Genomic DNA, 24,987 nt, shown 5'->3' with positions numbered 1-24,987 from the left:
TGCGGGTGATGTTCGCTAGGGTCGTCAGGCGAACACGGTGAGTCACATTCGCCGCAAGGTAGGACAGCAAGTAGACGGTGAGTGCATGACGACCACAGGTGCGCTATCGGCAGCGAGGCAAGCCGTGGTCGGCGCGTATGACTCGCTCGGCTCGATCGCGGGCTGGCTGGACGAGATGAATGCGCGCCGGGTGGCCAAAGGAGTGCTTCGCGTGGGTCTCTATGACCCGCTCACCCGCCGGGCCGTCACGGGCGTGCTGGCTCCGGACATGGAAGCCGTAATGCAGCGATTCTGGCGTCAACGCGTGTTGGCGCGTGGTCTGATCACGAGAAACAAGCGAGGTCAGATCGTCCGTATCAGGATCGACCACATCGAGCCGCTTCCGCAGGACGACGACAGGCGCGCCGCGGTGTCCGAGTTGCTGGGCGCGGACCCGGATTGGCTGGGGGGGCAGGACGTCGACGAGTACCTACGTGAGGCGCGCCGTGCCTGAGGGCCCGCGGAGCGCCCGCTCCACGGCCATGCGGACAAGGGGTATCTCGCCGGTGCCGCTCCGCCCCGCGACGCTCCAGTGAGCCTTCGGCCTGGACCGGATGGTACCTGCGGAGGAAGTCGTCCTCGTCGGCCGCGGAGGTGATCAGCACCGCCACCAGCCCCGCGGTGGCGGCTATCACGGCGGCCACGGCGGGGGCCGTGCGACCCCGGTTGCGGGCGGCGTCCCGCGCCGCGAGCTTGAACGGCGGAGGTAGGCGAACGGCGAGGCGCGCGTTGGCGCGGCCGTGGGGTTGGTCCCGGGCGTCGCCGCCGCTGTGGAGGCTGAACGTGTTCCTGCCAGAGGGCGTGAACCAGTTCACCACCTCCATGCCCCTGTCGGAATGGCCGGCTCCGGCCGTGGTGATCCCGTGGGCGGCGATCGCCGCGCTGGTGCTGCTCCTGCCGTTGGTCGCCGCCGTGGTCACGGGCGTGTTCGCCCGGACGAGGGTGTCGTTGGAGCGGCGCGCGGAGCTGTTCGCCGTACGGCGGCGGGTGTCGCTTACTTGGCCGGGGCGGGGGCCGCCTCGGCCAGGTCGGTGGCGGTGAGTTTGTACTTCAGGGTCATCAGGATGCCGAGGAAGATGATGACGGCGGGAATGACGGCCTGGGCGATCAGGACGGCGGTGACCGCGCTGTCCGGCTGGGTGACCGGGTTCTCCGGGTCGGAGGAGATGAACCCCCCGGACGCGATGACCCAGCCGAACACCAGCGCGCCGAAGGCGCTGACCGCGCTCTCGGCGGCGGTCCACAGGCCGGTGAAGACGCCGCCCCTGCGCTTGCCGCTCACGGTCGAGTCGTGGGCGATCACGTCGGCGAGCATCGAGAACTGCAGGAGCTGGAGCCCGGCGTACCCGACGCCGATCACCGTGATCGCCAGGTGCGCGTACAGCGAGCCCAGCGCGGGCGTCGCCACCACCAGCAGCGCGCCGGCCATGAACAGGGCGCCGGAAAGGAGCATCGCGCCGCGCTTGTCCATCTTGCGCGAGATCCACACCCACAGGGGCTGGGTGACGAGCATGGGTCCCACCAGCGCGGCGAACAGCGTGCTGGTGGCCTCGGGGTCCTCCAGGATGTACGAGGCGAAGTACGGCGCCCCCGCGAGCATCACCCCGACGGCGAGCGTCTGCGCGCTGGACAGGCCGAGCAGCCACATGAACGGACGGCTCGCGGCGGCCGCCGCGAGCTTGGCGCGCAGGTTCGTCTCCGGCTCGGAACCGCCGACGAGCGGCGCGCGGGCCGTGCCGAAGAACGACGCCAGCATGGCCGCCAGCAGCACCGCCGCGATGACCAGCCCCATCAGGCGGTAGCCGTCCAGGGTGCGCCCGGCGAGCATCGGGGCGACGACGCCGCTGAGCGCCACGGCGAGCGCCACGAAGACCATGCGCCACTGCAGCAGCGAGGTGCGCTCGTGGTAGTCGTCGGTCATCTCGGCGGGCATCGCCTTGTAAGGCACCTCGTACAGCGCGTACCCGGTGGCGGCGATCAGGAAGGACAGGCCGACGAACAGCGCCGCGGGCACGCCCTTGAGCGAGGGGCCGACGAACGTGAGCGCGAAGCTGACGGGAAGGATCACGGCCCCGGCCAGCAGCCACGGGCGGCGCGGGCCCCAGCGGGAGACGGTGCGGTCCGACCACTGACCCACCAGCGGGTTGATGACGAAGTCCCAGGCCTTGGGCGCGAAGACGACCACGCCTGCCAGCCACGCGGGCACGGCCATGACGTTGGTCAGATAGAACAACAGCAGCAGGCCGGGGATGATGGCGAAGGTCGCGGTGCAGAACGATCCGATGCCGTAGCCGAGCCGCACGCCGCGCGAGACGCCGCGGACCGCGCGCGCCTCCGTCGAGGGGACCATTTGGTCATTACAGCCCAGCGCACCCGCCGTCGCCAGCCGAATCAGATCACGACATCGAAACCATCGGAGGTAAGCCCCCCGAACCGCCATGCCGAAGTCCCGGCCCCGAACACGCCGAGCGGAGTGAGGCCGTCAACTCAGTGGTCGCGGACGTCGGCGCAGACGACGTGGGCGCCCAGTTCGATCATCCGGCGTTCGGTGTAGGCGTCGGCGACGCGGGCCATCAGCACCGGGGCCTCGCTCGCCGCGAGCTGCGGCAGGCGGGCGCGGACCATGCGGTGCAGGTCCCGCACGATGTCCTCCGCGGCCCGGGTGTGCACCTTGACGTGCAGCATGATGCCCGAGGAGCCGGAGACGGTGCGGGCCTCGCTGATCCACACGTGGTGCACCAGCGGGAAATCTCGGAGCAGCTCGGCGATGGCCACCCGCAGCGCGGGCAGGATCGGATGGACGCACCGCTTGTACCCGGGGTCCACCTGCTGCATGGGGCCGGACAGGTGCGGCCGGGGCGCGGGGATCCACGGCGTGGCCGGGGCCTCGGGCGCGCGGGGCGGCACCGGGGCGGTCAGCGTCTCGTTGCGGCCGAAGGAGCTCTCGTAGGAGCCCTGCGTGGTCATCCGCTGCGACACGGTGGCCATGGCTCCGGTGGCGTACGCCGTCGGCGTCGCGCTGGACATCGCGGTCGCCGCGGGGGCGCCCCGGCCGCTGCGCGTGGAGGCGAGGTAGCGTTGGAGGTCCTCGATCGGGACGGCCGCGGCGGCGGGCCCGGCGGCGTCGATGACGATCTCGCGCACGCCGGTGACGCGCTGGATGTCCAGGATCGTGTCGGCGTCGCAGGCCGACAGCGAGTGGTTGCCGCGGTGCCGCGCGTAGGTGCCCGGGCCTGTGTACCCGAGGAGGACGCGCTCGCCCGCCTGCGTCGTGCCGAGCACGACGGAGCGGTCAGGCCGTACGGCCACCAGGATGCCCCATTCGGCGAGCGCCGCCAGGAGCCGGTGTGGGCTGCCGTGCTGCGCGAGCACTTCTCCGAGAGAGGGGTTCCCGATGCTCATACGTCAAACGATAGGTAGTGGGGCACAGCTTATGAGCCTAATCGTGAAGAAATGTTGCGATCAATACCAAGATGGCGGCTTGCGGATGGAATCAACGCGAGGTGGGTACCCGGCCCCGCCCTCAGCCGGTCTAGGGAGTCCCCGTCTCGCATCCCGGACGCTAGTGAGTGCTTTCACAAGCACGGATAGACTCGAACCTTGTCCGTGCATCCGCACTTCCCAAAGGACCCACCCGTGAACAAGCCCGTCGTCCTGGTCGCAGAGGAGCTCTCCGAAGCAGGTCTCGCCGTGCTCGGGGCGGACTTCGAGGTCCGTCACACCGACGGCGCCGACCGCTCGCAGTTCCTGCCCGCCCTCGCCGAAGTGGACGCGCTCATCGTCCGCAGCGCCACCCAGGTGGACGCCGAGGCGCTGTCCCACGCGCCGCGTCTGCGGGTCATCGCCCGCGCCGGGGTCGGCCTGGACAACGTCGACGTCGAGGCCGCCACCAAGGCCGGTGTCATGGTCGTGAACGCGCCGACCTCCAACATCGTCAGCGCAGCCGAGCACACCGTCGCCCTGATCCTGGCCAGCGCCCGCAACGTCGCCCAGGGCCACGCCGCGCTGAAGGCGGGTGAGTGGAAGCGCTCGAAGTACACCGGCGTCGAGCTGGACGAGAAGGTCATCGGCATCGTCGGCCTCGGACGCATCGGCCAGCTCGTGGCCCAGCGCCTCGCGCCGTTCGGCGTCGAGCTGATCGCCTACGACCCCTACCTCCAGCCCGCCCGCGCCGCCCAGATGGGTGTGCGGCTGGTGTCCCTGGACGAGCTGCTCCAGCAGGCGGACTTCATCACCGTCCACCTGCCGAAGTCCAAGGAGACCATCGGGCTCATCGGCGACCGCGAGCTGCACATGGTCAAGCCGTCGGCCCGCGTGATCAACGTGGCGCGCGGCGGCATCGTGGACGAGACCGCGCTGTACTCGGCGGTCAAGGAGGGACGGGTCGCCGGCGCCGGCGTCGACGTGTTCTCCAAGGAGCCGATCACCGACAGCCCGCTGTTCGAGCTCGACAGCGTCGTGGTGACCCCGCACCTCGGGGCCTCCACGCACGAGGCGCAGGAGAAGGCCGGCACCCAGGTCGCGCGCAGCGTGAAGCTCGCGCTCGCGGGCGAGTTCGTGCCGGACGCCGTGAACGTCCAGGGCGGCGCGGTCGCCGAGGACGTCAAGCCGGGCCTGCCGCTGGCCGAGAAGCTCGGCCGGGTCTTCACCGCGCTCGCCGGTGAGGTCGCCACCCGCCTGGACGTCGAGGTCCGCGGCGAGATCGCCGCCCACGACGTGCGGGTGCTGGAGCTCGCCGCCCTCAAGGGCGTGTTCACCGACGTCGTCGAGGACACCGTCACCTACGTGAACGCGCCGCTGCTCGCCAAGGACCGCGGCGTCACCGTCGAGCTGGTCACCAGCGACGAGAGCCCCGACTGGCGCAACGTGGTCACCGTGCGCGGCGTGCTGGCGGACGGCCGCACGGTCTCGGTGTCGGGCACGCTGTCCGGGCCGCGCCAGATCACCAAGATCGTCGAGGTCAACGGCTACCCGATGGAGATCGAGCCGACCGAGCACCTGGCGTTCTTCACCTACTCCGACCGGCCGGGCATCGTGGGCATCGTCGGCAAGATCCTCGGCGAGCGTCAGGTGAACATCGCCTCGATGCAGGTCTCCCGGGACGCCAAGGGCGGCAACGCGCTCATCGCCCTCACCGTCGACTCGGCGATCCCCGCCGAGGTCGTGGAGCAGATCGCGCAGGAGATCGGCGCCGAAAGCGGCCGCACGGTCGACCTCGGCGACTGACGGGTCTCGTCCGCGGCCCAGACCGGAAAGGCCCGCGTCCCTCGGGGGGACGCGGGCCTTTTCTCATCTCGAATGGTGAGATACTAGGTCGTCCTACGAGACAGCCCGGCTACCACCAGGTAACGTGGAGTGCGATGACGCGCCAGGTTCTCGTACTCATTACCTGCCGCGGCGGGGTCTGACAGGGCAGGCCGGCGACCCGCCGCGGTGTTGTGGCGTGGTCGGCTGTGAGTCCCCTCCTGATCCGTGACCCGGATCGAGATGGAGCCCCGGTCCGGATTCGTGACCGGAATCCGATGTTCCCGGCCATCGCGTGCGCCGCAGCGCGCGCTTCTCAGGGATTGAGATGAAAATGTACGAGATGTATCACTGGGACGCCCCCGAAGAGCAGCACCAGTACGAGGATGAGGCGCCGCACGCCGTCCAGACGGCCCTGGACCGGCGGGACAACGGCGGCGCCCCCACCCGCTAGTACCCCCCGGGCGCCATCAGGCCCGCGCGGTCAGCGTGAGCGCAAGCGCGCCGTACAGAGGGGCGTCGTCCACGAACCGCGCGGAGGTGATCTCCGGCGGGAACGGGACGGCGCGCCGCACTTCTTCGGCCAGGCGGGGCAGGATGTGCCGCGACGCGCCCATCAGCCCCCCGCCGATCACCACGCGCTCGGGGTCGAGCACGACGCAGACGTTGGCGACCGCCATCGCGAGGGATTCCACGGCGCCGTCCACCAGGGCGCGCACGGACGGGTCGCCGTCGGCATCGAAGAGCGCGGCGGCGCTGACGGTCCGGCCGAGCAGCGCCGAGCCGCGCAGCGCCAGCGCGTGCCCGGACACGACCTCCTCCAGCGGTGCGTGCCCTTCCGCGAAGGCGGGCTCGCCCGGCGTGCTGAGCAGGTAGCCGATCTCCCCGGCCGCGCCGTGCGCGCCCGGCACGACCTGCCCGTTGACGACGAGCGCCGCCGCGAGCCCCGTGCCGAGGTTGAGGTAGAGCCCGGTCCCGACGTCCCGCAGCGCGCCCCAGCGCAGCTCGGCGGCCGCGGCGGCGTTGACGTCGTTGTCGATCGCGACGGGCGTGTCGCCGAACTCCTCGCGCAGGAGCCGGGGCAGTTCGAGCCCCTCCCAGCCGGGCACCGTCGGCGCCAGCCGTACCGTGTCGCCCCTGACCACGCCGAACGTCGACACCCCGACGGCCTGGAGCGTTCCTGAGCCGCCGGCCAGCTCGCGGGCCGCCTCCAGCGTCCTGCGCAGCACCTGCTCGGCGCCCTCTCCGCCCAAGGTGGGCAGCCGCACCTTGCGCAGCGGCCTGTCGACGCTGTCGGCCGGGGCGGTGGCGAGGGCGACCTTGGTGCCGCCGAAGTCGATGCCGAGGACGAACCCCGGGCTCACTGGGCGCTTCCCCGGCGGGCGAGCGAGTCGATCGCCACGGCCAGGGCCAGCACGGCGGCGGTCACCATGTACCGCACCGAGGAGTCGACGTTCAGCAGCAGCATGCCGTTGGTGATCGACTGGATGACCAGGATGCCGAGCAGCGCCGCGTACGTCCGCCCGCGCCCGCCGAACAGCGACGTCCCGCCGATGACCGCGGCCGCGATCGCCATGAGCAGGATGTCGCTGCCGCCGGAGCTCTGGTTGACCGCCGAGAGGCGGCTGGCCGCCAGGATGCCGCCGAACGCCGCGAGCGCCGCCGACAGCACGAAGGCCAGGACGCGGATCCGCGTGACGTTGATGCCCGCGCGCCGGGCGGCCTCGGCGTTGCCGCCCACGGCGTACATCCAGCGCCCGAAGGCGGTGTGGCGCAGCACCAGGTCAAGGACGACCACCAGCGTGGCGAAGATCACCAGCAGCAGCGGCACGCCCCGGTCGGCCTGGAGGACGGCCACCGCGCCCGCGAGGACGACGGCGAGGCCGCCCGCCCGCACGGCCGTCCGGTACACCGGGGTGACCGGCAGGTCCGCGGCCAGCCGCATGCGTCGGCCGAGCAGCAGCGAGCCCGCGTACAGGGCGGTCAGCGCCACGGCCAGGGTCCAGGCGAACCACGGCGGCAGCCAGGTGTCGCTCAGCTTGGCGACGAAGCCGTCGAACGGCAGGTTGATCGTGCCGCCCTGGCCGAGCAGGTAGAGCAGCAGGCCCTGCCAGCCGATCAGGCCCGCCAGCGTGACCACGAAGGACGGCATGCGGATGCGCGTGAACATCAGCCCGTGCACCAGGCCGATCGCCGCGCCCGCCGCCACCGCGACCGCGATGGACAGCACCGGGTTCCAGCCGTGCCGCACGTTGAGGATGGTCATCACGACCGCGCACAGGCCGCTGACCGACCCGGCCGCCAGGTCGATCTCGCCGAGCAGCAGCACCATGATGATGCCGAGCGAGATCGTTCCCGTCGCCGCCATCTGCAGCACCAGGTTGGTCAGGTTCTCCGGCGACAGGAAGTTCTCGTTCAGCGAGCCGAAGACGATCGCGATGGCGATCAGCCCGGCGACGACCGGCCAGGCGCCGAGGTCGCCGCGGCGGATCCGCTCGACGGCCTGCCTCGGGCTGAACGGCTTGGGCGTCTGGTCCGGCACGGTGGTCGCGCTCATGCGGCGGCTCCGGTGATCGCGGCCACGATCGCCTCCTGGGACGCCTCGGCCGTGCGGAACTCGCCGGCGTTGCGCCCGAGGCGCAGCACGACCACGCGGTCGCTGACCGCCCGCACGTCGGCGAGGTTGTGGGAGATGAGGAGCACGGCGAGCCCCCGGTCGCGCAGCCGCCTGATCAGGTCCAGGACCTGCGCCGTCTGCTCGACGCCGAGCGCGGCGGTCGGCTCGTCCAGGATGACGAGCCTGGGGTCGCCGATCAGCGCGCGGGCGATGGCCACCGACTGCCGCTGCCCGCCGGACAGGCTGGCGACCGGCACGCGGATGTCGCGGATGCGCACGTCGAGCTGGGTCAGCAGATCGCGGGTCGCCCGTTCCATGCGGATGTGGCCGAGCACCGACCAGCGGCGCGTCTCCGACCCGAGGAACAGGTTGGCCACCACGTCGAGGTTCTCGCACAGCGCGAGGTCCTGGTAGACGGTGGAGATGCCGAGGGCCTGCGCGTCGTGCGGGTTGCCGATGCGCACGGGCCTGTCGTCCATGGTGATCTGGCCGTCGTCCGGTGGGACGACGCCGGAGATGGTCTTGACGAGAGTGGACTTGCCCGCGCCGTTGTCGCCGACCAGGGCCACCACCTCACCCGGCGGCAGGTCCAGGCTCACCCCTTCGAGGGCCTGGACCGCGCCGTACCGCTTGGAGATGTCTTTCGCGCGGATCATCTAGCTGATGCCCGCCTTGGCGCACGCCGCCGCCGTCTCGCCCTGACAGATGTCGGCCGCCTTGTAGAAGCCGTCCTTCACGATGGTGTCCTTCACCTTGTCCGCGGTGACCGCGATCGGGTCGAGCAGGAACGCCGGGATGTCCGCCGTGCCGTTGTTGACCTTGGTCGGCGCGGCCGGCTTCTCGCCCTTGCCGACGGCGACGGCCAGCTCGGCCGACTTCTCGGCCTCGCTCCTGATGTCCAGGTAGATGGTCATGTACTGCTCGCCGGTGAGAATGCGCTGGACGGCGGCCAGCTCGGCGTCCTGGCCCGTGATGGGCAGGAGCGGGTCGTACCCGGCGCGCTTCATCGCCGCGATGGCGCCGCCCGCCATGCCGTCGTTGGCGGAGAGCACGCCGACGATCTTGTCACGGCCGAGCGCGGTGATGGCCTGCTCCATCTCCTGCTGGGCCTTGTCGGGGCTCCAGTCGGGGGTGTCGAACTCGCGGCCGATCGTGACCTTGCCGTCCAGGACGTTGTGCGCGCCCTTCTTGTAGTCGGCGGAGCTCGGGTCGGTGGGCGAGCCGTGGATCATGACGATCTGGCCCTTGCCGGCGGTCCCCTTGGCGTTCAGCGCGTCCAGCAGGGCCTGGCCCTGCATCTCGCCGACGCGCACGTTGTTGAACGAGACGAAGTAGTCGTAGCCGATGCCGGAGATCAGCCGGTCGTAGGCGATGACGGGGATCTTCTTCTGCTTGGCCTGGTTGACCAGCGGCGCCACCGCGGCGGCGTCCACCGCGTCGAGCACCAGCACGTCGGCGCCCTGCGTGAGCGCGGCCTCGACCTGCTGCTGTTGCTTGGCGGCGTCCTGGTCGGCGTTGTTGTAGAGCACCTTGCAGGCGGCGCAGAGCTCCTTGACCTTGGCCTCGAACAGCGGCCGGTCGAACGCCTCGTACCGGGTGGTCTTGGACTCGGGAAGGAACAGCGCGATCGTCGGCGCGTCGCCGCCGGTGCCGCCCGACGCGCCGGTGGTGGCGGTGTCAGCGCCGCCGTCGCCGCCGGAGCCGCCGCAGCCGGTGGCCAGAACCGCTATCGCAAACGGGATGGCGAACCATTTCGCTCGCATGCTTGCCTCTCAGGGGCTATGGGGAGGTACTTCAGGTACTTGGCAGCATGCTGAACTCCGCGTACAAATTTGGCAAGGTCTCTAACAAAGTTCGTTCGTGACCTTGCCTGAGCAAATGATGTGCCAGTCTGGGGGACGTGGTGAGTATCGGCGGGACGGCCAGCACGACAGCGGTGCTCCGTGTCATGAACGAACGGGCTGTGTTCGCGGAGATCTTCAAGCTGGGAAAGGTCTCGCGGCCCGAGCTGGCCCAGGCCACGGGGCTGTCCAAACCGACCATATCCATGGCCCTCGCCGACCTCGAACGCGCGCGTCTGGTCCGTCCCATCGGCCTGCGCACCGGCAACGCCGGCCGTGCCGCCCTGCTGTACGAGATCCGTCCCCAGGCGGGCTGGGTGCTCGCCGTCGACGTCGGCCGCGAGTTCGTCCGGCTCGCCCTCGCCGATCTCGTGGGCGACATCGCCGCGCGCAGGGACGAGCACCGCAAGGGCGGCGAGACGCCCGGCGAGCTCGTCGCCTGGCTCGCCGGGCTGGCCCGCGAGCTCGTGGACGAGGCCGGGGTCGACCTCGCCGACATCACGCTCACCGTGTTCGGCACCCCGGGCATCCACGACAAGGAGACGTGCTCCCTCCAGCTCGCGCCCAACCTCCCCGGCTGGGGGCGGCCCGGCGCCATCGAACTGCTGGCGGGCGTCGCCGGCGAGGCGCCCTACCTCGTCGAGAACGACGTCGACCTCGCCGCCGTGGGGGAGGGCGCCTACGGCCTCGGCCAGGGCATGGCCCACTTCGCCCTGGTGTGGATCGGCACGGGCATCGGCATGGGCATCGTCATCGACGGCAAGCTGTACCGCGGCTACCAAGGGGCGGCCGGAGAGATCTCCTACATGCCCGTCGGCGAGGGCGACCCGCTGGTCAACCGCGGCCGGGGCATGCTGGAGTCGGTCGCCTCCGCCGACGGCGTGGTCGCGCTCGCCACCCGGCTCGGAATGCGCGGCGTCACCAGCGCCAAGGACGTCTTCGACGCCGCCCGCGCCGGGGACGACGTCGCGCGCCAGGTGGTCGCGGCCGAGGCCGACCACATCGCGCACGCGCTGGCCGGCGTCATCGCCGTGCTGGACCCCGAGATGGTGGTGCTCGGCGGCGGCATCGGCGCCCAGGCGGGCGACCTGCTGATCGGCCCGGTCGCCGACGGCCTGCGCGACCTCGTGGCCCTGCGCGTCCCCATGATCAGGGCCTCCACGCTCGGCACCGAGGCCGTGCTGCTCGGCGCCATGGCCGTCGGCCTCACCAAGGCGCGCGACCTGGTCTTCGAACGCGCCGTGGCCCAGGCCCCGCCGGGCTGACACGGGCGCGTGCTGTCCGGACGCTGAGATAGTGTGTTCGACCGCCGAGACGGGCCGGTAAGGTACGTCCATGCGGGATTCCCACAACATCCGTCTGGCGGTCATCCCGGGCGACGGCATCGGCCGTGAAGTGGTCGCCGAGGGGCTGAAGGTCCTGGACGCGGTCGGCCTCAAGCTGGAGACCACGACGTACGACCTCGGCGCCGCGCGCTACCACGCCACCGGCGAGACGCTGCCCGACGAGACCCTCGCCGAGCTGCGCGGCTTCGACGCGATCCTGCTCGGCGCGGTCGGGGATCCGAGCGTGCCTCCCGGCGTGCTGGAGCGCGACCTGCTGCTCAGGCTGCGCTTCGAGCTCGACCACTACGTCAACCTGCGCCCGGTCAAGCTCTTCCCCGGCGTCGAGGCCCCCATCGCGGCGGCCCGGCCGGAGGACATCGACATGATCGTCGTCCGCGAGGGCACCGAAGGCCCGTACGCCGGCGCCGGCGGCGTCATGCGGCGCGGCACCCCGCACGAGATCGCCACCCAGGAGAGCCTGAACACCGCCTTCGGCGTCGAGCGCGTCGTGCGGTTCGCCTTCGAGAAGGCGGCGGCCAGGCCCCGCAAGAAGCTCACGCTGGTCCACAAGACCAACGTCCTCACCTACGCCGGCGACCTGTGGTCCCGCGTCGTCGAGCGCGTCTCGGCCGAGTACCCCGAGGTCACCACCGACTACTGCCACGTCGACGCCGCCTCGATGTTCTTCGTCACCCAGCCCCAGCGGTTCGACGTCGTCGTCACCGACAACCTGTTCGGCGACATCCTGACCGACCTCGGCGCCGCCATCGCGGGTGGCATCGGCCTGGCCGCCAGCGGCAACGTCAACCCGGCCCGCCCCGGCTCGGAGTCCTGGGCGCCCAGCATGTTCGAGCCCGTGCACGGCAGCGCGCCCGACATCGCGGGCCAGGGCAAGGCAGACCCGACCGCCACCATCCTGTCCGTCGCCATGCTGCTCGACCACCTCGGGCTGGCCGGCCAGGCCGCCCGCGTCGAGCAGGCCGTCGCCGAAGACCTCATCGGGCGCCAGACGGTCTGGGCGAGCCGCTCGACCCGCGAGATCGGCGACGACATCACCGCACGAGTAGCCGGCTAGGGGCCTCCCGACGCCGACCGACGCGCATGGTGGCCCCCGGACGGGCCGCCGTGCGCGTTTTTCGCGCTCCACCGGCCCCGGGTACCACCGTTCGCGTCGAAGACCCGATCGACACACTCCCGTGTGTCCAAATGATGCAGTAGTTTCCCGTTACCCGGTCAGTCGCACAATGGATGCAGGCGAGACCACGGAAAGAGAAGGATCTTCGACATGACCTCCGCTCCCAAGCTCAGCTTCGACGCGCAGCTCTCCCACGCCGCTCGTACCCCGGCCGAGCGGGAGCGGGTACTGGCCGAGCCCGGGTTCGGGCAGACGTTCACCGACCACATGATCACCATCGAGTACACCGAGGGACGCGGCTGGCACGACGCCCGCCTTGAGCCGTACGGTCCGCTCACCCTCGAACCGGCCACCGCGGTCTTCCACTACGCACAGGAGCTCTTCGAGGGCCTGAAGGCGTACCGGCAGGCGAACGGGTCGATCGTCGCCTTCCGCCCGTTCGCCAACGCGGCGCGCTTCAACACCTCGGCCCGGCGCATGGCCATGCCCGAGCTGCCCGAGGAGGCGTTCGTCGAGTCGCTGGAGCTGCTCGTGCAGACCGACCGCGACTGGGTGCCCACCACCGAGGGACACAGCCTCTACCTGCGCCCCTTCATGATCGCCACCCAGGCGGGGCTCGGGGTGAACTACCCCTCGAAGTCCTACAAGTACATGGTGATCGCCTCGCCCGCCGCCGCGTACTTCTCCGGCGGCGTCAAGCCCGTCTCGGTGTGGCTCTCGCAGGACTACACCCGCGCGGCCCCCGGCGGGACCGGCTTCGCCAAGTGCGGAGGCAACTACGCCGCCGCGTTCGTCGCCCAGCGGCAGGCCGTCGCCCAGGGCTGCGACCAGGTCGTCTGGCTGGACGCGTTCGAGCACCGCTACGTCGAGGAGATGGGCGGGATGAACCTGTTCTTCGTCTTCGGCGACCGCCTCGTCACCCCCGACCTGACCGGCACGCTGCTGCCGGGCATCACCCGCGACTCGCTGCTCACCATGGCCGCCGACCTGGGGCTCGCCGCCGAGGAGCGGAAGATCTCCATCGACGAGTGGCGCGAGGCATGCGCGTCCGGGGAGCTGACCGAGGTCTTCGCCTGCGGCACGGCCGCCGTGATCACCCCCGTGGGCTCGGTGAAGAGCGTCGAGGGCGGCTGGACGATCGGCGACGGCACCCCGGGCGCCCTCACCATGCGCCTGCGCGAGGAACTGATGGGCATCCAGTACGGCACCCGCCCCGACCCCCACGGCTGGGTCCACAAGATCTGCTGACCCCCGGGCCAGCCAGGCAGACCCGGCCGACTGCCCTCGGCCGGGTTCCCGCTTACCGCGCCACTCCCGGCTCAGGCCGGTCGGCTGATCAGCCTGCCGGTGTCGATGGCGACGTTCCAGGGCTCGGGAAGGAGCAGGGACTCGCCGAACGCGACGGCGACCTCCACGTCGTATCGGCCCTCGACCGGACGGCCGAGAAGTCTGACCTTCTCGTCGAACCCGTCGATGACGAGGTACAGCGGCACGCCCGCGAGCGCGCACTGAGCCGGTTTGACCACGTGGTCGTCGTGCGCGCTGCTCTTGGAGACGACCTCCACGACCAGATGGGTGGCGTGGCCGTACACTTCGTCGGGCTGCCACATCGGGGGATTGGCGGGCACGACGGTCACGTCCGGACGGTAGCGGTCCATCTGAGGGCCCAGGAAGAGCGCGATGTCGGGCCACAACTGCCAGCCGCGCTCCACCACCACGGGAATGAGCTGGACCAGCAGGTGGTACACCAACCTGGCGTGATCGGCGGTGGGCATCTCTCTCACCACGACCCGGCCGTCGATGACCTCGACCTTGTGCCGGCCTTCCAGACGAGCGCCGAGCTCGCGATAAAGCCCTTCCAATTCGAGGCCGTGGTCCGGGGCCTCAGAGTCTGTGGCCGGCTCGTCATGCTCGATGGCAGGCTCGTCCGGCCCGGTGCCGGTTCGTGCGGCCGGCTCGATGTCGGGCTCGATATCGGGCTCGGCATCGAGCCGCTGATCGACGGGTGGCATCCGCCGCTCTCCCCTCTTCGGTGCGGTGGCGGGCTTGTCCAAGACCTTGACCATGAGGCCAGCATCCCCTCCAGGCGGGTTGCCGTAACGTGGTCTAATCATCACGCAAAGTAGCGGCAAAGGGTTACGGGCCGCCCGGAAATCGTCAGATCTTCCGGACGAAGGTCAGGCCGTCGGCGATGGGGAGGAGGGTGCTGGTGGTGCGGGGGTCGTTGTGGACGAGGTCGTTGAACTCGCGCATGGGGGCGGCGTCGCCGTCGGTGTAGTCGGCCACGGTGCCGCGGCGCAGGGTGTTGTCGATCAGGACGACGCCGCCCGGGGCGAGGCGGGACACGACGGCCTCGTAGTACACCGGGTACCCGGCCTTGTCGGCGTCGATGAACGCCAGGTCGATCTCGGGCCGGATCGGGAACTCCTTCAGGGTCTCCGCCGCCGGGCCGATCCGTAGCTCGACGCGGTCGGCGACGCCCGCCTTCTCCCAGTACTTGCGGGCGATGGACGTCCACTCGTCGCTCACGTCGAAGCAGGTCAGCCTGCCGCCCTCCGCCAGGCCCCGGGCCAGGCAGATCGACGAGTACCCGGTGAAGGTGCCGATCTCGACGGCGTTGCGGGCGCCGGTGATCTGCGCTATCAGCGTCAGGAACGTCCCCTGCTCGGGGGAGACCTGCATGCGCGCGTCGTCGCCCGTGGCCGCCCGCGTCTCCTCCGCGAGCTCCCGCAGGACCTGGTCGGGCGGGGTGGTGTGGCCGGCGATGTACTGCGCGACGTCGGCGTTGAGGAACGAGAAGGCCTTCATGGCGCCCCATTGTCGCCCTCCGGCCTCCCGACACGCCCGGGACACCGGAAAGGGCGGCGTATTCGCAGATGAGCGGGGTGTCTCACCAGGCCAGGGTCCCGGATGGTGAGATCGATGTGCCACATGGTGGCGAGTTGTGGCAGACTGCGGAACACCATGCTCTACGGTCTGCTCATTATCAGCAGGCGCGCCGGCTGACACAGGGACACCGCCGGCGCGCAGACCTCTCACGTCCGTGAGGGGTCTTTTTGTTTGGGCAACGACCTCCCGCCCCGAGGATCCGCGCGCGGCGAAACGATCGCATCCGCGAAGGAGACGAGAAACCATGGCTGACGACCGCTTCCACGTCTACGACTCGACGCTGCGCGACGGCGCGCAACAGGAGGGGCTGTCCCTGACTGTGGCCGACAAGCTCGCCGTCGCGCGCCATCTGGACGAACTGGGCGTCGGCTTCATCGAGGGGGGATGGCCGGGCGCCAACCCGAAGGACACCGAATTCTTCCGGCGGGCTCGAACAGAGCTCGACCTGAAGCACGCGCAGCTCGCCGCGTTCGGCGCGACCCGCCGGGCCGGGGTGAAGGCGGCCGATGACCCACTGGTCGCTGCACTGCGCGAATCCGGCGCGCCGGTCGTGACCCTTGTCGCCAAGAGCCACGACCGGCACGTGGAACTGGCCCTCCGCACGACGCTCAAGGAGAACCTCGCGATGATCCGCGACACGGTCTCCCACCTTCATGCGGAGGGCCAACGGGTCTTCCTGGACGCCGAGCACTTCTTCGACGGGTACAAGTCCGACCCCGCGTACGCGCTGGAGGTGCTGCGCACGGCCGCCGAGGCCGGGGCGTCGGTGATGGTCCTGTGCGACACCAACGGCGGCATGCTGCCGGACGAGCTGGCCGACGTCGTGCACGAGGCGGTGGGCACGGGGGCGCGCATCGGCATCCACTGCCACGACGACACCGGTTGCGCCGTCGCCAACACGCTGGCCGCCGTCAAGGCCGGCGCCACGCACGTCCAGGGGTGCGCCAACGGGTACGGCGAACGCTCCGGCAACGCCAACCTGTTCACCGTCGTGGCGAACCTGCAGCTCAAGAAGGGGTTGGACCTGGTACCCGCGGGCTCGCTCGCCGAGATGACCCGTATCGCGCACGCGATCAGCGAGGTCACCAACATCACGCCGAACTCCCACCAGCCCTACGTCGGCGTCTCGGCGTTCGCCCACAAGGCGGGCCTGCACGCCAGCGCGATCAAGGTCGACCCGAACCTGTACCAGCACATCGACCCGGCCAAGGTCGGCAACGACATGCGCATGCTCGTCTCCGACATGGCCGGGCGGGCGTCGGTCGAGCTCAAGGGCAAGGCCCTCGGGTACGACCTCACCTCCGAGCAGTCCCGCGAGCTGGTCGAGCGCGTCAAGGACCTGGAGTCGCGGGGGCACACCTTCGAGGCGGCCGACGCGTCATTCGAGCTGCTGCTGCGCGACACGGTCGCCGGCGAGCGCAGGCGGCACTTCGGCGTCGAGTCCTGGCGCGTGATCGTCGAGCGGCGCCCCGGCGGCGACGTCGTCAGCGAGGCGACCGTCAAGCTGCACGCCAAGGGCGAGCGCATCGTCGCCACCGGCGAGGGCAACGGTCCCGTCAACGCCCTGGACCGCGCGGTCCGGGTCGCGCTGGAGAAGTTGTACCCCGAGCTGGCCGAGGTCGAGCTGATCGACTTCAAGGTCCGCATCCTTGAGGGCACCCACGGCACGGACGCGATCACCCGCGTGCTCATCGCCTCCAGCGACGCGGCGGGCGAGTGGGCGACGGTCGGCGTCGGCGAGAACGTCATCGAGGCGTCCTGGCAGGCCCTGGAACAGGCCGTCACCTACGGCCTCCTGCGTGCCGGCTACGGCGCCGACCCGGCGACCACCCCCGCGAGCCACGGCGCCTGACGACCTTCGGTGAGGGGCCTGCTGGGCCCCTCACCGTGGCGAATACTAGGAAAGGTTCCCCGACGCGGCGCGGAAGGAGACGGTGCCGGCGGAGGTCGTGACCTTGACGCGGGCGCCCGAGCAGGTGACCTCGGGGTCGCCGGCGCCGGGCACGACGATCGTGAGCAGGGACCCGGCGGCGGGGGACACGATGACCGAGGCGGGCACCTTGCTCATGTAGGTCGGGGAGATCCAGCCCTGGTAGGGGTTCGTCCGTCCGCGCACCACCGTCTGGCCGGAGACGGGCTCGCAGGACGGCATCGCGAGCTGCACGACCGTGGCCTTCCAGCCGGACCTGTCCTTCACCACGACGCGCCCGCCGCTCGTGGACACCGGGGTCAGCGCGGGGTCCAGGTGCCAGTAGCTCCGCGCCCTCGCGCCCGCGGGCACCGTGTCCAGCACGGCCATCAGGTCGTCGCCGTGGTTGACCAGCACAGTCCGGGTGCGGGTCACGCCGTACGCCTTGTCGGCCAGCTTGTACGACTGCCGGTCGCCCCCGACCGACGCGCGCACCAGCGAGGTCGCCGTGCGGCCGCGGAACGGCCTGCCCACCACCACCGGCACGTTGTGCGCCTCCGGGGACATCGTCCAGTACCGGTACGCCGTCCGCTCGTAGGAGTGGAAGCCCGCCTCCACCAGCACGTCGCGGCCCTGCGCGTAGTAGGTCACGCCCAGGTGGTCCTCGTGGCCGTGGAACTTCAGCCCCGGGCCGAAGCGGATCGTGTAGTACGCCGACTCGGGCTTGTCCCAGGCCGTGCGGCCGAAGACGTACCCGGCGTCGAACACCCGCACGGTCTTCTCGGGGTGCTCGTACCCCGACGGCTTCACGTCCGCGCCGCCATCGCCGATGGGCGCCATGTACCCGCTGGGCTCGGTGGCGTGGGTGATGTACCCGGTCAGCGAATCCCAGCGCTTCTCGATCTCGGCGGGGACCTTCCGGCCGCAGTCCTTGATCGCGTCCATGCCGACCTTGAGCCGTTCGTGCACGTAGATGCCGTAGCGCGGCGCCTGCTCCTGGAGCGCGCCCTGCGCGTCGATGTCGAGCTTCACCGACCCGGTCATGCGGCGGACCGCGAGGTCGGCCCACTCCTTGTGCCCGGTGCGGCAGCCGATGCGCAGCAGGGCGATGTCCTGGTCAAGGCCGTGGTTGTGGCCCTTCTCGTACAGGGCCGGGTTCGCCAGCATCACGGCGTGGTCGGCGAGGCTGCCGGTGAGCCAGGACGCCGAGACGTGCCTGCTCAGGCAGACCAGGACGGGCGCGCGCAGGGCGATGGGGTGCTCGTCCCAGGCGTACCTGCTCGCGCGCGAGCCTCCCCGGGGGTTGCTCTCCACCCAGCTCTTGGTCAGCTCGGTGGCCCGGGTCAGAAGGCCCTGCTCGCCGGAGGTCTCGTAGTCGGCGACGAGCCTGCCGACCCAGCGCAGCGAGGAGAAGACCATGTCCCAGGAGCGGTTCTTGTACGGGCTCCAGTTCCAGTCGACCGTCTTGCCGATCTTGACGGGCGGGAGGTCGAGGAACCGCACCTGACCGGACATGACTTCGGCGGAGGTCGGCGTGGCGGGCAGCCAGTCGCCCTGGCACTCGGCGGTGGTCCTCGCGGCCGAGGCCGTCGAGACTGCCGCGGTCGTGCGGGTGTCCGAGGTCCCGGCGCCGGCCGGTGCGGCGAGGGAGACGGCTCCACCGGCCAGGAGAAGAGTGGTGAGAATACCGAGAGCTCGTGTGCGGCGGCGCACGCCAGTTTCCTTCCTTGACCAGGGGTGGAGGCGGATCATGGTGTCCGAATCTCACCGGTATGGTCAAGTGGCCCGCATCACTTCCGTCACATTGTTAACAACCGGGTACCTCGAACGGGCCGGTTCTCCGGGCCGATTCACCGCGCCGGGCGCGTGTACGCGCCGCACGAGGGGCGCGGCGCCGCCCGGGGGAGTGGGCGGGGCTTCGAGGGTCGCGGTCATGGATTCTCCCGAGGTGCGAGGACGATGCGTCCACGCCAGGAGGTCTAGCGGTCACTTTCTGACCTCAATGTCGGGCACGCTGGAGCCATGGCGAACACGAGCTCCCGGACGCTGCGGCTCCTCTCCCTCCTCCAGACCCACCGCTACTGGCCGGGCGCCGAGCTCGCCGACCGGCTGGAGGTCTCCGTCCGCACCCTGCGCCGCGACGTCGACCGGCTGCGCGAGCTCGGCTACCCGGTCGAGGCCCACCGCGGCGTCGACGGCGGCTACCAGCTCGCCGCGGGCGCCGCCCTGCCCCCGCTGGTGGTGGACGACGAGGAGGCCGTCGCCCTCGCCATCGGCCTGCGCGTGGCAGCGCAGGGAGCCGTCGCCGGCATCGAGGAGGCGTCGGTACGCGCGCTCGCCAAGGTCGTGCAGGTCATGCCGCCCCGGCTGCGGCGCAGGATCGAGGCGCTGCGCGCCGCCACCCAGCCGACCGTCTGGGGCGCGGGCCCGACCGTCGACGCCGGCACGCTCACCACCGTGGCCCAGGCCTGCCGCGACGAGGAACGCCTGCGGTTCTCCTACACCGCGCGGGCGGGCGAGGTCACCGAGCGGCACGTCGAACCGCACAGGCTCGTCTCGCTCGGCCGCCGCTGGTATCTCGTGGCGTACGACCTCGCCCGGCACGACTGGCGCAGCTTCCGGCTCGACCGCCTGAGCGAGCCGCGCGGCACGCGGGACCGCTTCCGGCCGCGCGAGCTGCCCGCCGAGGACGCCGCCGCGTTCGTCCGGGCCGGCATCGACACGATCGTCGCGCCGCTGAGCGTCGAGGTGATCGTGCACGCGCCGGCCGAGACGCTCCGCGGCCGTCTCGGCGCCTGGGCGACGATCGACGAGATCGACGCCACGCGGTGCCATCTGCGGATGACCACGGAGAACCTGGAGTGGCCCATCTTCGCGCTGGGCGTCGCCGGGGCCGACTTCGAGGTGGTCCACCCCCCGGAGCTCACCGACGGTCTCCGCGAGTGGGCGACCCGCTTCCTGCGCTCCACCGGCACGCCCGCGCCCACGGACCGAGGCGCCGCCGCCCGTCCCTGAAGATCACACCCCCGGGCCGCGCGGTCAGTCCTTCTTGCGGCCGGCCGACTGGACCACCTCGAACGTCCACAGCTCCGAGCCCGTCGCGGCCGGCCCGCCCTGCCCGTGGCCGTGTCCCTGTCCGTGACCCTGGCCCTGCCCCTGCGCGGCGGCCTCGGCGGCGGCGCGGGCGTGGCCCGCCTGGAAGGCCTCGCTCTGCTGCCAGCGCTGGAAGTCCTCCTCGCTGCGCCAGCGGGTGTACACCAGGTACCTGTCGGTGCCCTCGACCGGCCGCAGCAGCTCGAACCACTCGAACCCGTCCGACGACTCCACCATGCCCGCGCGGCCGCCGAACCGGCTCTCCAGTGCCTCCCGCATCTCGGCCGGAACCGACAGCACGTTGATCTTCACAACCGACATGACCACTCCCTCGCCAGACGGACCCGTCCCCCGGGCGGCCGCACGACCGCCCCGCTGAGGCAACCCTACGATCCGCCCCGCCCACGCCCCCGCTCACCGCCGAAGTTCGGGGCTCACCCGTCCTGTCTCCAGATGGCCACGGCCTCGGCCGGAGCGGCTGATGTGCTCGGGGGATCGCGGCGGCACTAGCCTTGTGGGGTGCGTATCGCAAGGTTTTCCACAGGTGAAGGCGTCGCGTTCGGGGTGGTCGAAGGCGCGCAGGGTGAGGAGTTCATCTCCAGGATCGACGGGCACCCGTTCGGCGCGATCCAGTTCACCGGCGAGCGCTATCCGCTCCAGGAGGTGCGCCTCGTCGCGCCGATGCTCCCCAGCAAGGTGATCGCGGTCGGCAGGAACTACGCCGCGCACGCCCGCGAGATGGGCGGTGAGCCGCCGGCCGAGCCGCTGATCTTCGGCAAGCCGTCCACCTCGGTGATCGGCCACGGTGAGGCGATCGTCTACCCGCACAAGCTCTCCGAGCGCGTCGACTTCGAGGGCGAGCTGGCCGTGGTCATCGGCCGCCTCTGCCGCGAGGTGCCGGTAGAGCGGGCCCACGAGGTGATCTTCGGGTACACCTGCGCGAACGACGTCACCGCCCGCGACCTCCAGCGCAAGGACGGGCAGTGGACGCGCGCCAAGGGCTTCGACACGTTCTGCCCCATCGGCCCGTGGATCCAGACCGAGCTCGACCCCGCCGACCTGGCGATCACCACGACCGTGAACGGCGATCTCAAGCAGAGCGCCCGCACGTCCCAGCTCCTCCACGACATCCCGAAGCTGATCGCCTACATCACCGACGTCATGACGCTGATCCCCGGCGACGTCATCCTCACCGGCACGCCGGAGGGGGTCGGCCCGCTGGAGGACGGCGACGAGGTCAGCGTGGGCATCGAAGGCATCGGCACTCTCACCAACCGGGTGGTTCCGCGTGACTGATCTGCAGGGCTCCGCCGAGCCCACGCCGCGGGTGCGATTCGCGCCCTCCCCGACCGGCATGTTCCATGTCGGCGGTGCTCGTTCCGCGCTGTTCAACTGGGCGCTCGCCGAGCGGTCGGGCGGCCGGTTCGTCCTGCGCATCGAGGACACCGACGCCGCCCGCAACCGGCCGGAGTGGACCGAGGGCATCATCTCGGCCCTGGCCTGGATCGGCATCAACGGCGACTCGCCGCACTTCGAGGGGCCGTACTTCCAGTCCGCGTACGAGGAGCAGCACCGCGCCGCCGTGGCCAAGCTGGTCGCGGACGGCCGGGCGTACCACTGCGCCTGCACGCGCGAGGACGTGAAGGCGCGCACGGGCTCCGAGCACCAGGGGTACGACGGCTTCTGCCGCGACCGGGGGCTCGCCGAGGGCGCGGTGCGCTTCCGCACCCCGGACTCCGGCGTGACGGTGGTGGACGATCTGGTCCGGGGCCGGGTGGAGTTCCCCAACCAGGCCATGGAGGACTTCGTCATCGCCCGCAGCGACGGCTCGCCGCTGTTCGTCCTGGCCAACGTGGTGGACGACATCGAGATGCGGATCACGCACGTCGTGCGCGCCGAGGAGCACCTGTCCAACACCCCCAAGCAGCAGTTGCTCTGGGACGCGCTGGGCGTCGCGCCGCCGGTCTGGGCGCACGTCCCGGTCATCGTCAACGAGAAGCGGCAGAAGCTCTCCAAGCGCCGCGACAAGGTCGCGCTGGAGTCCTACCGCGAGGAGGGCTACCTCGCCGAGGCGATGGTCAACTACCTCATGCTGCTCGGCTGGGGCCCGGGGGACGACCGCGAGATCATGCCCTGGTCCGAGATGGTGCCCCTCTTCGATCTCTCGGACGTGAACCCGTCCCCGGCCTTCTTCGACGAGAAGAAGCTGCGCGCGTTCAACGGCGAGTACATCCGGGCCCTGCCGCTGGAGGTGTTCATCGGGCGGTGCGAGCCGTGGCTGGACCCGAGCTGGGGGCGGGAGACGTTCGCCAGGGTCGCCCCGCTGGCGCAGACCCGCATCGCGGTGCTGTCGGAGATCACCGCCAACGTCGACTTCCTGTTCCTGGACGAGCCGGTGTTCGACCCGGCGAGCTGGGCCAAGGCCATGAAGCCGGGCGCCGAGGAGATCCTGGCCGGTTACCTGGCGCGGCTGGAGACGGTCTCGTTCGACCCCGAGTCGCTGAAGACCGCCCTGGAGGAGGTCGGCGCCGAGCAGGGGCTCAAGCTCGGCAAGGCGCAGGCTCCGGTGCGGGTGGCGATCACCGGGCGCACGGTGGGGCTCCCGCTGTTCGAGTCGATCGAGGTGCTGGGCAGGGAGAAGTCGCTCGACCGGCTGCGCGCCGCCCTCCACCTGCTGCGCAGCGGCGCCACGCCGAGCACGACGACCGTCTGACGTTCCAGGGGCCCGCGGGCCGGGACGGCGGCGCGGAGCGAGGCTCCGGGCCGCCGTCCGCCGTCTCAGCGGCCGGGTCAGAGCAGGCCGCGGCGCTCCAGCAGCGGCTCGATGCGCGGGTCACGGCCCCGGAAGGCGCGAAAGCCCGTCATCGGGTCCACGCTGCCGCCCTTGGACAGCAGCTCGCGGCGGAAGGTGTCGCCGTTCTCCCTGGTCAGCCCGCCGTTCTCCTTGAACCACTCGACGGTGTCGGCGTCCAGGACCTCGCTCCAGATGTAGGAGTAGTAGCCGGCGCTGTACCCGCCCGACCAGATGTGGGCGAAATACGTGCTGCGGTAGCGCGGCGGCACCAGCGGCAGGTCGATGTGCGCGTTGCGCAGGGCCTGCCGCTCGAACTCCAGCGTGTCGGCGGGCGTCTCCTCCAGCGTGTGCCACGCCCAGTCCAGCAGCGCCGCCGCGAGGTACTCGACGGTCCCGTGGCCCTGGTCGAACTTCTGCGACTCCAGCATCCGGTCGACCAGGTCCTGCGGCATGGGCTCGCCGGTCTCGTGGTGGCGCGCGTAGTTCGCCAGCACCTCCGGCCACACCGCCCACATCTCGTTGACCTGCGAGGGGTACTCGACGAAGTCGCGCGGCACCGCCGTGCCGGAGAAGTACGGGAAGCCGACGTCGGAGAACAGCCCGTGCAGGGCGTGGCCGAACTCGTGGAACATCGTGTTGACCTGGTCCCACGTCATCAGCGTGGGCTCGCCCTCCGGGGGCTTGGCGATGTTGAGGTTGTTGACCACGACCGGCCGGGTGCCCTCCAGCACCGACTGCCTGACCAGGCTGTTCATCCACGCGCCGCCCCGCTTGGAGGAACGGGCGTAGTAGTCGCCGAGGAAGAGGCCGAGCGCGGAGCCGTCCTCGTCGAAGACCTCGAAGACCCGCACGTCCGGGTGGTAGCCGACCAGGTCGGGCCGCTCGACGAAGTCGAGGCCGTACAGCTTGTGAGCCGCGTAGAAGACGCCGTCGCGAAGGACACGGTCCAGCTCGAAGTACGGGCGCATGAGGCGGCTGTCGACCGCGTAGCGAGCCTCCCGCACCTTCTCGGCGTAGAACGACCAGTCCCAAGGCTCCAGGTCGAAGCCGGCCAGCTCGCGGAGCTGCTCGGCCTCCCTGTGGGCGTTCGCCACGGCGGCGGGGACCATCTTGCCGAGCATCTCGGTGACGGCCCGCGTGCTCGGCGCCGTCTGGTCGGCCACGACGTACTCGGCGTGGTTGCCGTAGCCGAGCAGGGCGGCCCGCTCGGCCCGCAGCTCGGCCAGGCGGATCACCAGCGGGGCGTTGTCCCGGACGCCCCGCTCGACGGACGCCTTGTGGATCTGCTCGCGCAGCGCGCGGTCGGTCAGCTCGGCCAGGACGGGCTGGGCGGTGGGGAGCCCGAGCGTGATGACGTACTTGCCGTCGAGGCCCCGGGCCTTGGCGGCCTCGGCCGCCGACTTGACCGCGTCCTCGGAGAGGCCGTCGAGCCGGGCGGCGTCGTCCACCTCGATGGCGGAGGCGTTCGTGTCGGCGAGCAGGTTCTGCTCGAACGTCGTCGAGAGGGTCGAGAGCTCCTCGTTCAGGCTTCTCAGCCGCTTCTGGTCCTCCGGCCCCAGCTCGGCGCCCGACCGGACGAAGTCGGTGACGTAGCGTTCGAGCAGCCACGCGCGCTCCGGGTCCAGGCCGTCGGCGGGGACCGCGCGGATCCTGGCGAAGAGCCGCTGGTTCAGGTGGATCGCGTCGGCGTGCTGGGTCAGCCGCGGGGTGATCTCCTTCTGGATCTCCTGGATCCCCGGGGTGGTGTCCGCGGAGGCCCGGTTGAAGAACACCGTGGTGACGCGGGTGAGGAGCTCCCCGGACCGTTCGAGCGCCTCGATCGTGTTCTCGAACGTCGGAGGGTCGGCGCTGCCCGCGATGGCCTCGACCTCGGTGAGCTGCTCGGCCATACCGCGCTCGAACGCGGGCGCGTAGTGCTCCTCGCGGATCTCCGCGTAGGGGGGCAGCCGGTACGGCAGGGCACTCTGGACGAAGAACGGGTTATCGGTCAACGCGCCTGCTCCTCACGTGGCAAATGTCTTCCCTGAAGGGTTACACAGCCTGGGCATGCTCGGTACCGCGAGTTCGGTGCCCCGGGGACGTGAGCGCCGCGCGCGGCGCG

General features: G+C 70.9%; 21 protein-coding genes. 10 read left to right on the top strand and 11 right to left on the bottom strand.

Going from position 1 to position 24,987, the window contains the following annotated elements:
* The first annotated feature begins 85 nt into the window (after nucleotides 1-85).
* Together DQ384_RS06905 and DQ384_RS40295 are read left to right on the top strand one after the other, a co-directional pair.
* Nucleotides 86-493, top strand: coding sequence for a hypothetical protein (locus tag DQ384_RS06905; RefSeq protein ID WP_147268677.1), 408 nt, complete (start codon nucleotides 86-88; stop codon nucleotides 491-493).
* A gap of 329 nt (nucleotides 494-822) precedes the next feature.
* The gene (locus DQ384_RS40295) at nucleotides 823-1,080 is read left to right on the top strand and encodes a hypothetical protein (RefSeq protein ID WP_147268676.1); all 258 of its coding nucleotides are present in this window, start codon (nucleotides 823-825) and stop codon (nucleotides 1,078-1,080) included.
* Here the strand turns inward: DQ384_RS40295 and DQ384_RS06895 are convergent.
* Together DQ384_RS06895 and DQ384_RS06890 are read right to left on the bottom strand one after the other, a co-directional pair.
* On the bottom strand, nucleotides 1,034-2,389 hold the full coding sequence (locus DQ384_RS06895) for an MFS transporter (protein WP_114027840.1): 1,356 nt from the start codon (nucleotides 2,387-2,389) through the stop codon (nucleotides 1,034-1,036). The genes DQ384_RS40295 and DQ384_RS06895 overlap by 47 nt on opposite strands.
* Before the next feature lie 137 nt (nucleotides 2,390-2,526).
* Nucleotides 2,527-3,441 (bottom strand): hypothetical protein, encoded by a 915-nt coding sequence (locus tag DQ384_RS06890; protein WP_114027839.1) that lies wholly within the window; start codon nucleotides 3,439-3,441, stop codon nucleotides 2,527-2,529.
* Between the two features lie 234 nt (nucleotides 3,442-3,675).
* On the opposite strand from DQ384_RS06890, the gene serA reads away from it, so the two are divergent.
* Nucleotides 3,676-5,265 (top strand): phosphoglycerate dehydrogenase, encoded by a 1,590-nt coding sequence (gene serA, locus DQ384_RS06885; RefSeq protein ID WP_114027838.1) that lies wholly within the window; start codon nucleotides 3,676-3,678, stop codon nucleotides 5,263-5,265.
* A gap of 488 nt (nucleotides 5,266-5,753) precedes the next feature.
* On the opposite strand, the gene DQ384_RS06880 is transcribed toward serA, so the two are convergent.
* Genes DQ384_RS06880 through DQ384_RS06865 form a run of 4 tightly spaced genes read right to left on the bottom strand, consistent with a single transcriptional unit; the run spans nucleotide 5,754 to nucleotide 9,663 of the window.
* Nucleotides 5,754-6,647 carry an ROK family protein gene (locus DQ384_RS06880; protein WP_114027837.1) on the bottom strand — a complete coding sequence of 298 codons (894 nt, stop codon included), beginning with the start codon at nucleotides 6,645-6,647 and terminating at the stop codon, nucleotides 5,754-5,756.
* Complete coding sequence (locus DQ384_RS06875; protein WP_114027836.1) at nucleotides 6,644-7,840, bottom strand: sugar ABC transporter permease; 1,197 nt, start codon at nucleotides 7,838-7,840, stop codon at nucleotides 6,644-6,646. The genes DQ384_RS06880 and DQ384_RS06875 overlap by 4 nt, the downstream gene beginning before the upstream one ends.
* Nucleotides 7,837-8,556: an ATP-binding cassette domain-containing protein gene (locus DQ384_RS06870; RefSeq protein WP_114027835.1), complete on the bottom strand. Its 720-nt coding sequence runs from the start codon at nucleotides 8,554-8,556 to the stop codon at nucleotides 7,837-7,839. The genes DQ384_RS06875 and DQ384_RS06870 overlap by 4 nt, the downstream gene beginning before the upstream one ends.
* Nucleotides 8,557-9,663 (bottom strand): sugar ABC transporter substrate-binding protein, encoded by a 1,107-nt coding sequence (locus tag DQ384_RS06865; RefSeq protein WP_114027834.1) that lies wholly within the window; start codon nucleotides 9,661-9,663, stop codon nucleotides 8,557-8,559. It abuts the gene before it with no gap.
* Nucleotides 9,664-10,058: 395 nt separating this feature from the next.
* Here DQ384_RS06865 and DQ384_RS06860 point away from each other — a divergent pair, with 395 nt between their 5' ends.
* The 3 genes from DQ384_RS06860 to DQ384_RS06850 all read left to right on the top strand — a co-directional run bounded on the left by DQ384_RS06860 (nucleotide 10,059) and on the right by DQ384_RS06850 (nucleotide 13,449).
* Entirely contained in the window at nucleotides 10,059-11,006 is a 948-nt protein-coding gene (locus tag DQ384_RS06860) for an ROK family protein (RefSeq protein WP_425451420.1), read from the top strand.
* Between the two features lie 70 nt (nucleotides 11,007-11,076).
* The gene (locus DQ384_RS06855) at nucleotides 11,077-12,141 is read left to right on the top strand and encodes a 3-isopropylmalate dehydrogenase (protein ID WP_114027832.1); all 1,065 of its coding nucleotides are present in this window, start codon (nucleotides 11,077-11,079) and stop codon (nucleotides 12,139-12,141) included.
* A 210-nt stretch (nucleotides 12,142-12,351) separates the two neighbouring features.
* Nucleotides 12,352-13,449, top strand: a complete 1,098-nt coding sequence (locus DQ384_RS06850; protein WP_114027831.1) for a branched-chain amino acid aminotransferase — start codon at nucleotides 12,352-12,354, stop codon at nucleotides 13,447-13,449.
* A gap of 71 nt (nucleotides 13,450-13,520) precedes the next feature.
* On the opposite strand, the gene DQ384_RS06845 is transcribed toward DQ384_RS06850, so the two are convergent.
* Both DQ384_RS06845 and DQ384_RS06840 read right to left on the bottom strand, forming a co-directional pair.
* Entirely contained in the window at nucleotides 13,521-14,213 is a 693-nt protein-coding gene (locus DQ384_RS06845) for a Uma2 family endonuclease (protein WP_181871069.1), read from the bottom strand.
* Between the two features lie 145 nt (nucleotides 14,214-14,358).
* A complete protein-coding gene (locus DQ384_RS06840; protein WP_114027829.1) occupies nucleotides 14,359-15,009 on the bottom strand; it encodes an O-methyltransferase in 651 nt (216 codons plus the stop codon).
* 325 nt (nucleotides 15,010-15,334) lie between these two features.
* Here DQ384_RS06840 and cimA point away from each other — a divergent pair, with 325 nt between their 5' ends.
* Nucleotides 15,335-16,942 (top strand): citramalate synthase, encoded by a 1,608-nt coding sequence (gene cimA, locus DQ384_RS06835; RefSeq protein WP_114027828.1) that lies wholly within the window; start codon nucleotides 15,335-15,337, stop codon nucleotides 16,940-16,942.
* A gap of 45 nt (nucleotides 16,943-16,987) precedes the next feature.
* Here the strand turns inward: cimA and DQ384_RS06830 are convergent, their stop codons facing one another.
* Entirely contained in the window at nucleotides 16,988-18,712 is a 1,725-nt protein-coding gene (locus DQ384_RS06830) for a heparinase II/III domain-containing protein (protein ID WP_245966284.1), read from the bottom strand.
* 309 nt (nucleotides 18,713-19,021) lie between these two features.
* On the opposite strand from DQ384_RS06830, the gene DQ384_RS06825 reads away from it, so the two are divergent.
* Nucleotides 19,022-20,014 (top strand): helix-turn-helix transcriptional regulator, encoded by a 993-nt coding sequence (locus tag DQ384_RS06825; protein ID WP_114027826.1) that lies wholly within the window; start codon nucleotides 19,022-19,024, stop codon nucleotides 20,012-20,014.
* A gap of 24 nt (nucleotides 20,015-20,038) precedes the next feature.
* On the opposite strand, the gene DQ384_RS06820 is transcribed toward DQ384_RS06825, so the two are convergent.
* Nucleotides 20,039-20,413 carry an antibiotic biosynthesis monooxygenase family protein gene (locus tag DQ384_RS06820; protein ID WP_114027825.1) on the bottom strand — a complete coding sequence of 125 codons (375 nt, stop codon included), beginning with the start codon at nucleotides 20,411-20,413 and terminating at the stop codon, nucleotides 20,039-20,041.
* A gap of 198 nt (nucleotides 20,414-20,611) precedes the next feature.
* On the opposite strand from DQ384_RS06820, the gene DQ384_RS06815 reads away from it, so the two are divergent.
* Nucleotides 20,612-21,388, top strand: coding sequence for a fumarylacetoacetate hydrolase family protein (locus DQ384_RS06815; RefSeq protein WP_114027824.1), 777 nt, complete (start codon nucleotides 20,612-20,614; stop codon nucleotides 21,386-21,388).
* Nucleotide 21,389: 1 nt separating this feature from the next.
* On the top strand, nucleotides 21,390-22,805 hold the full coding sequence (gene gltX, locus DQ384_RS06810) for a glutamate--tRNA ligase (protein ID WP_281274019.1): 1,416 nt from the start codon (nucleotides 21,390-21,392) through the stop codon (nucleotides 22,803-22,805).
* 77 nt (nucleotides 22,806-22,882) lie between these two features.
* On the opposite strand, the gene DQ384_RS06805 is transcribed toward gltX, so the two are convergent.
* Entirely contained in the window at nucleotides 22,883-24,877 is a 1,995-nt protein-coding gene (locus DQ384_RS06805; RefSeq protein ID WP_114027823.1) for a M3 family metallopeptidase, read from the bottom strand.
* Nucleotides 24,878-24,987 lie beyond the last annotated feature (110 nt).

The sequence above is a fragment of the Sphaerisporangium album genome (assembly GCF_003323745.1).
GTDB classification, from domain to species: domain Bacteria; phylum Actinomycetota; class Actinomycetes; order Streptosporangiales; family Streptosporangiaceae; genus Sphaerisporangium; species Sphaerisporangium album.
Note: the sequence above shows the minus strand (reverse complement) of the source record. Positions and strands in the feature narration are given on the sequence as shown.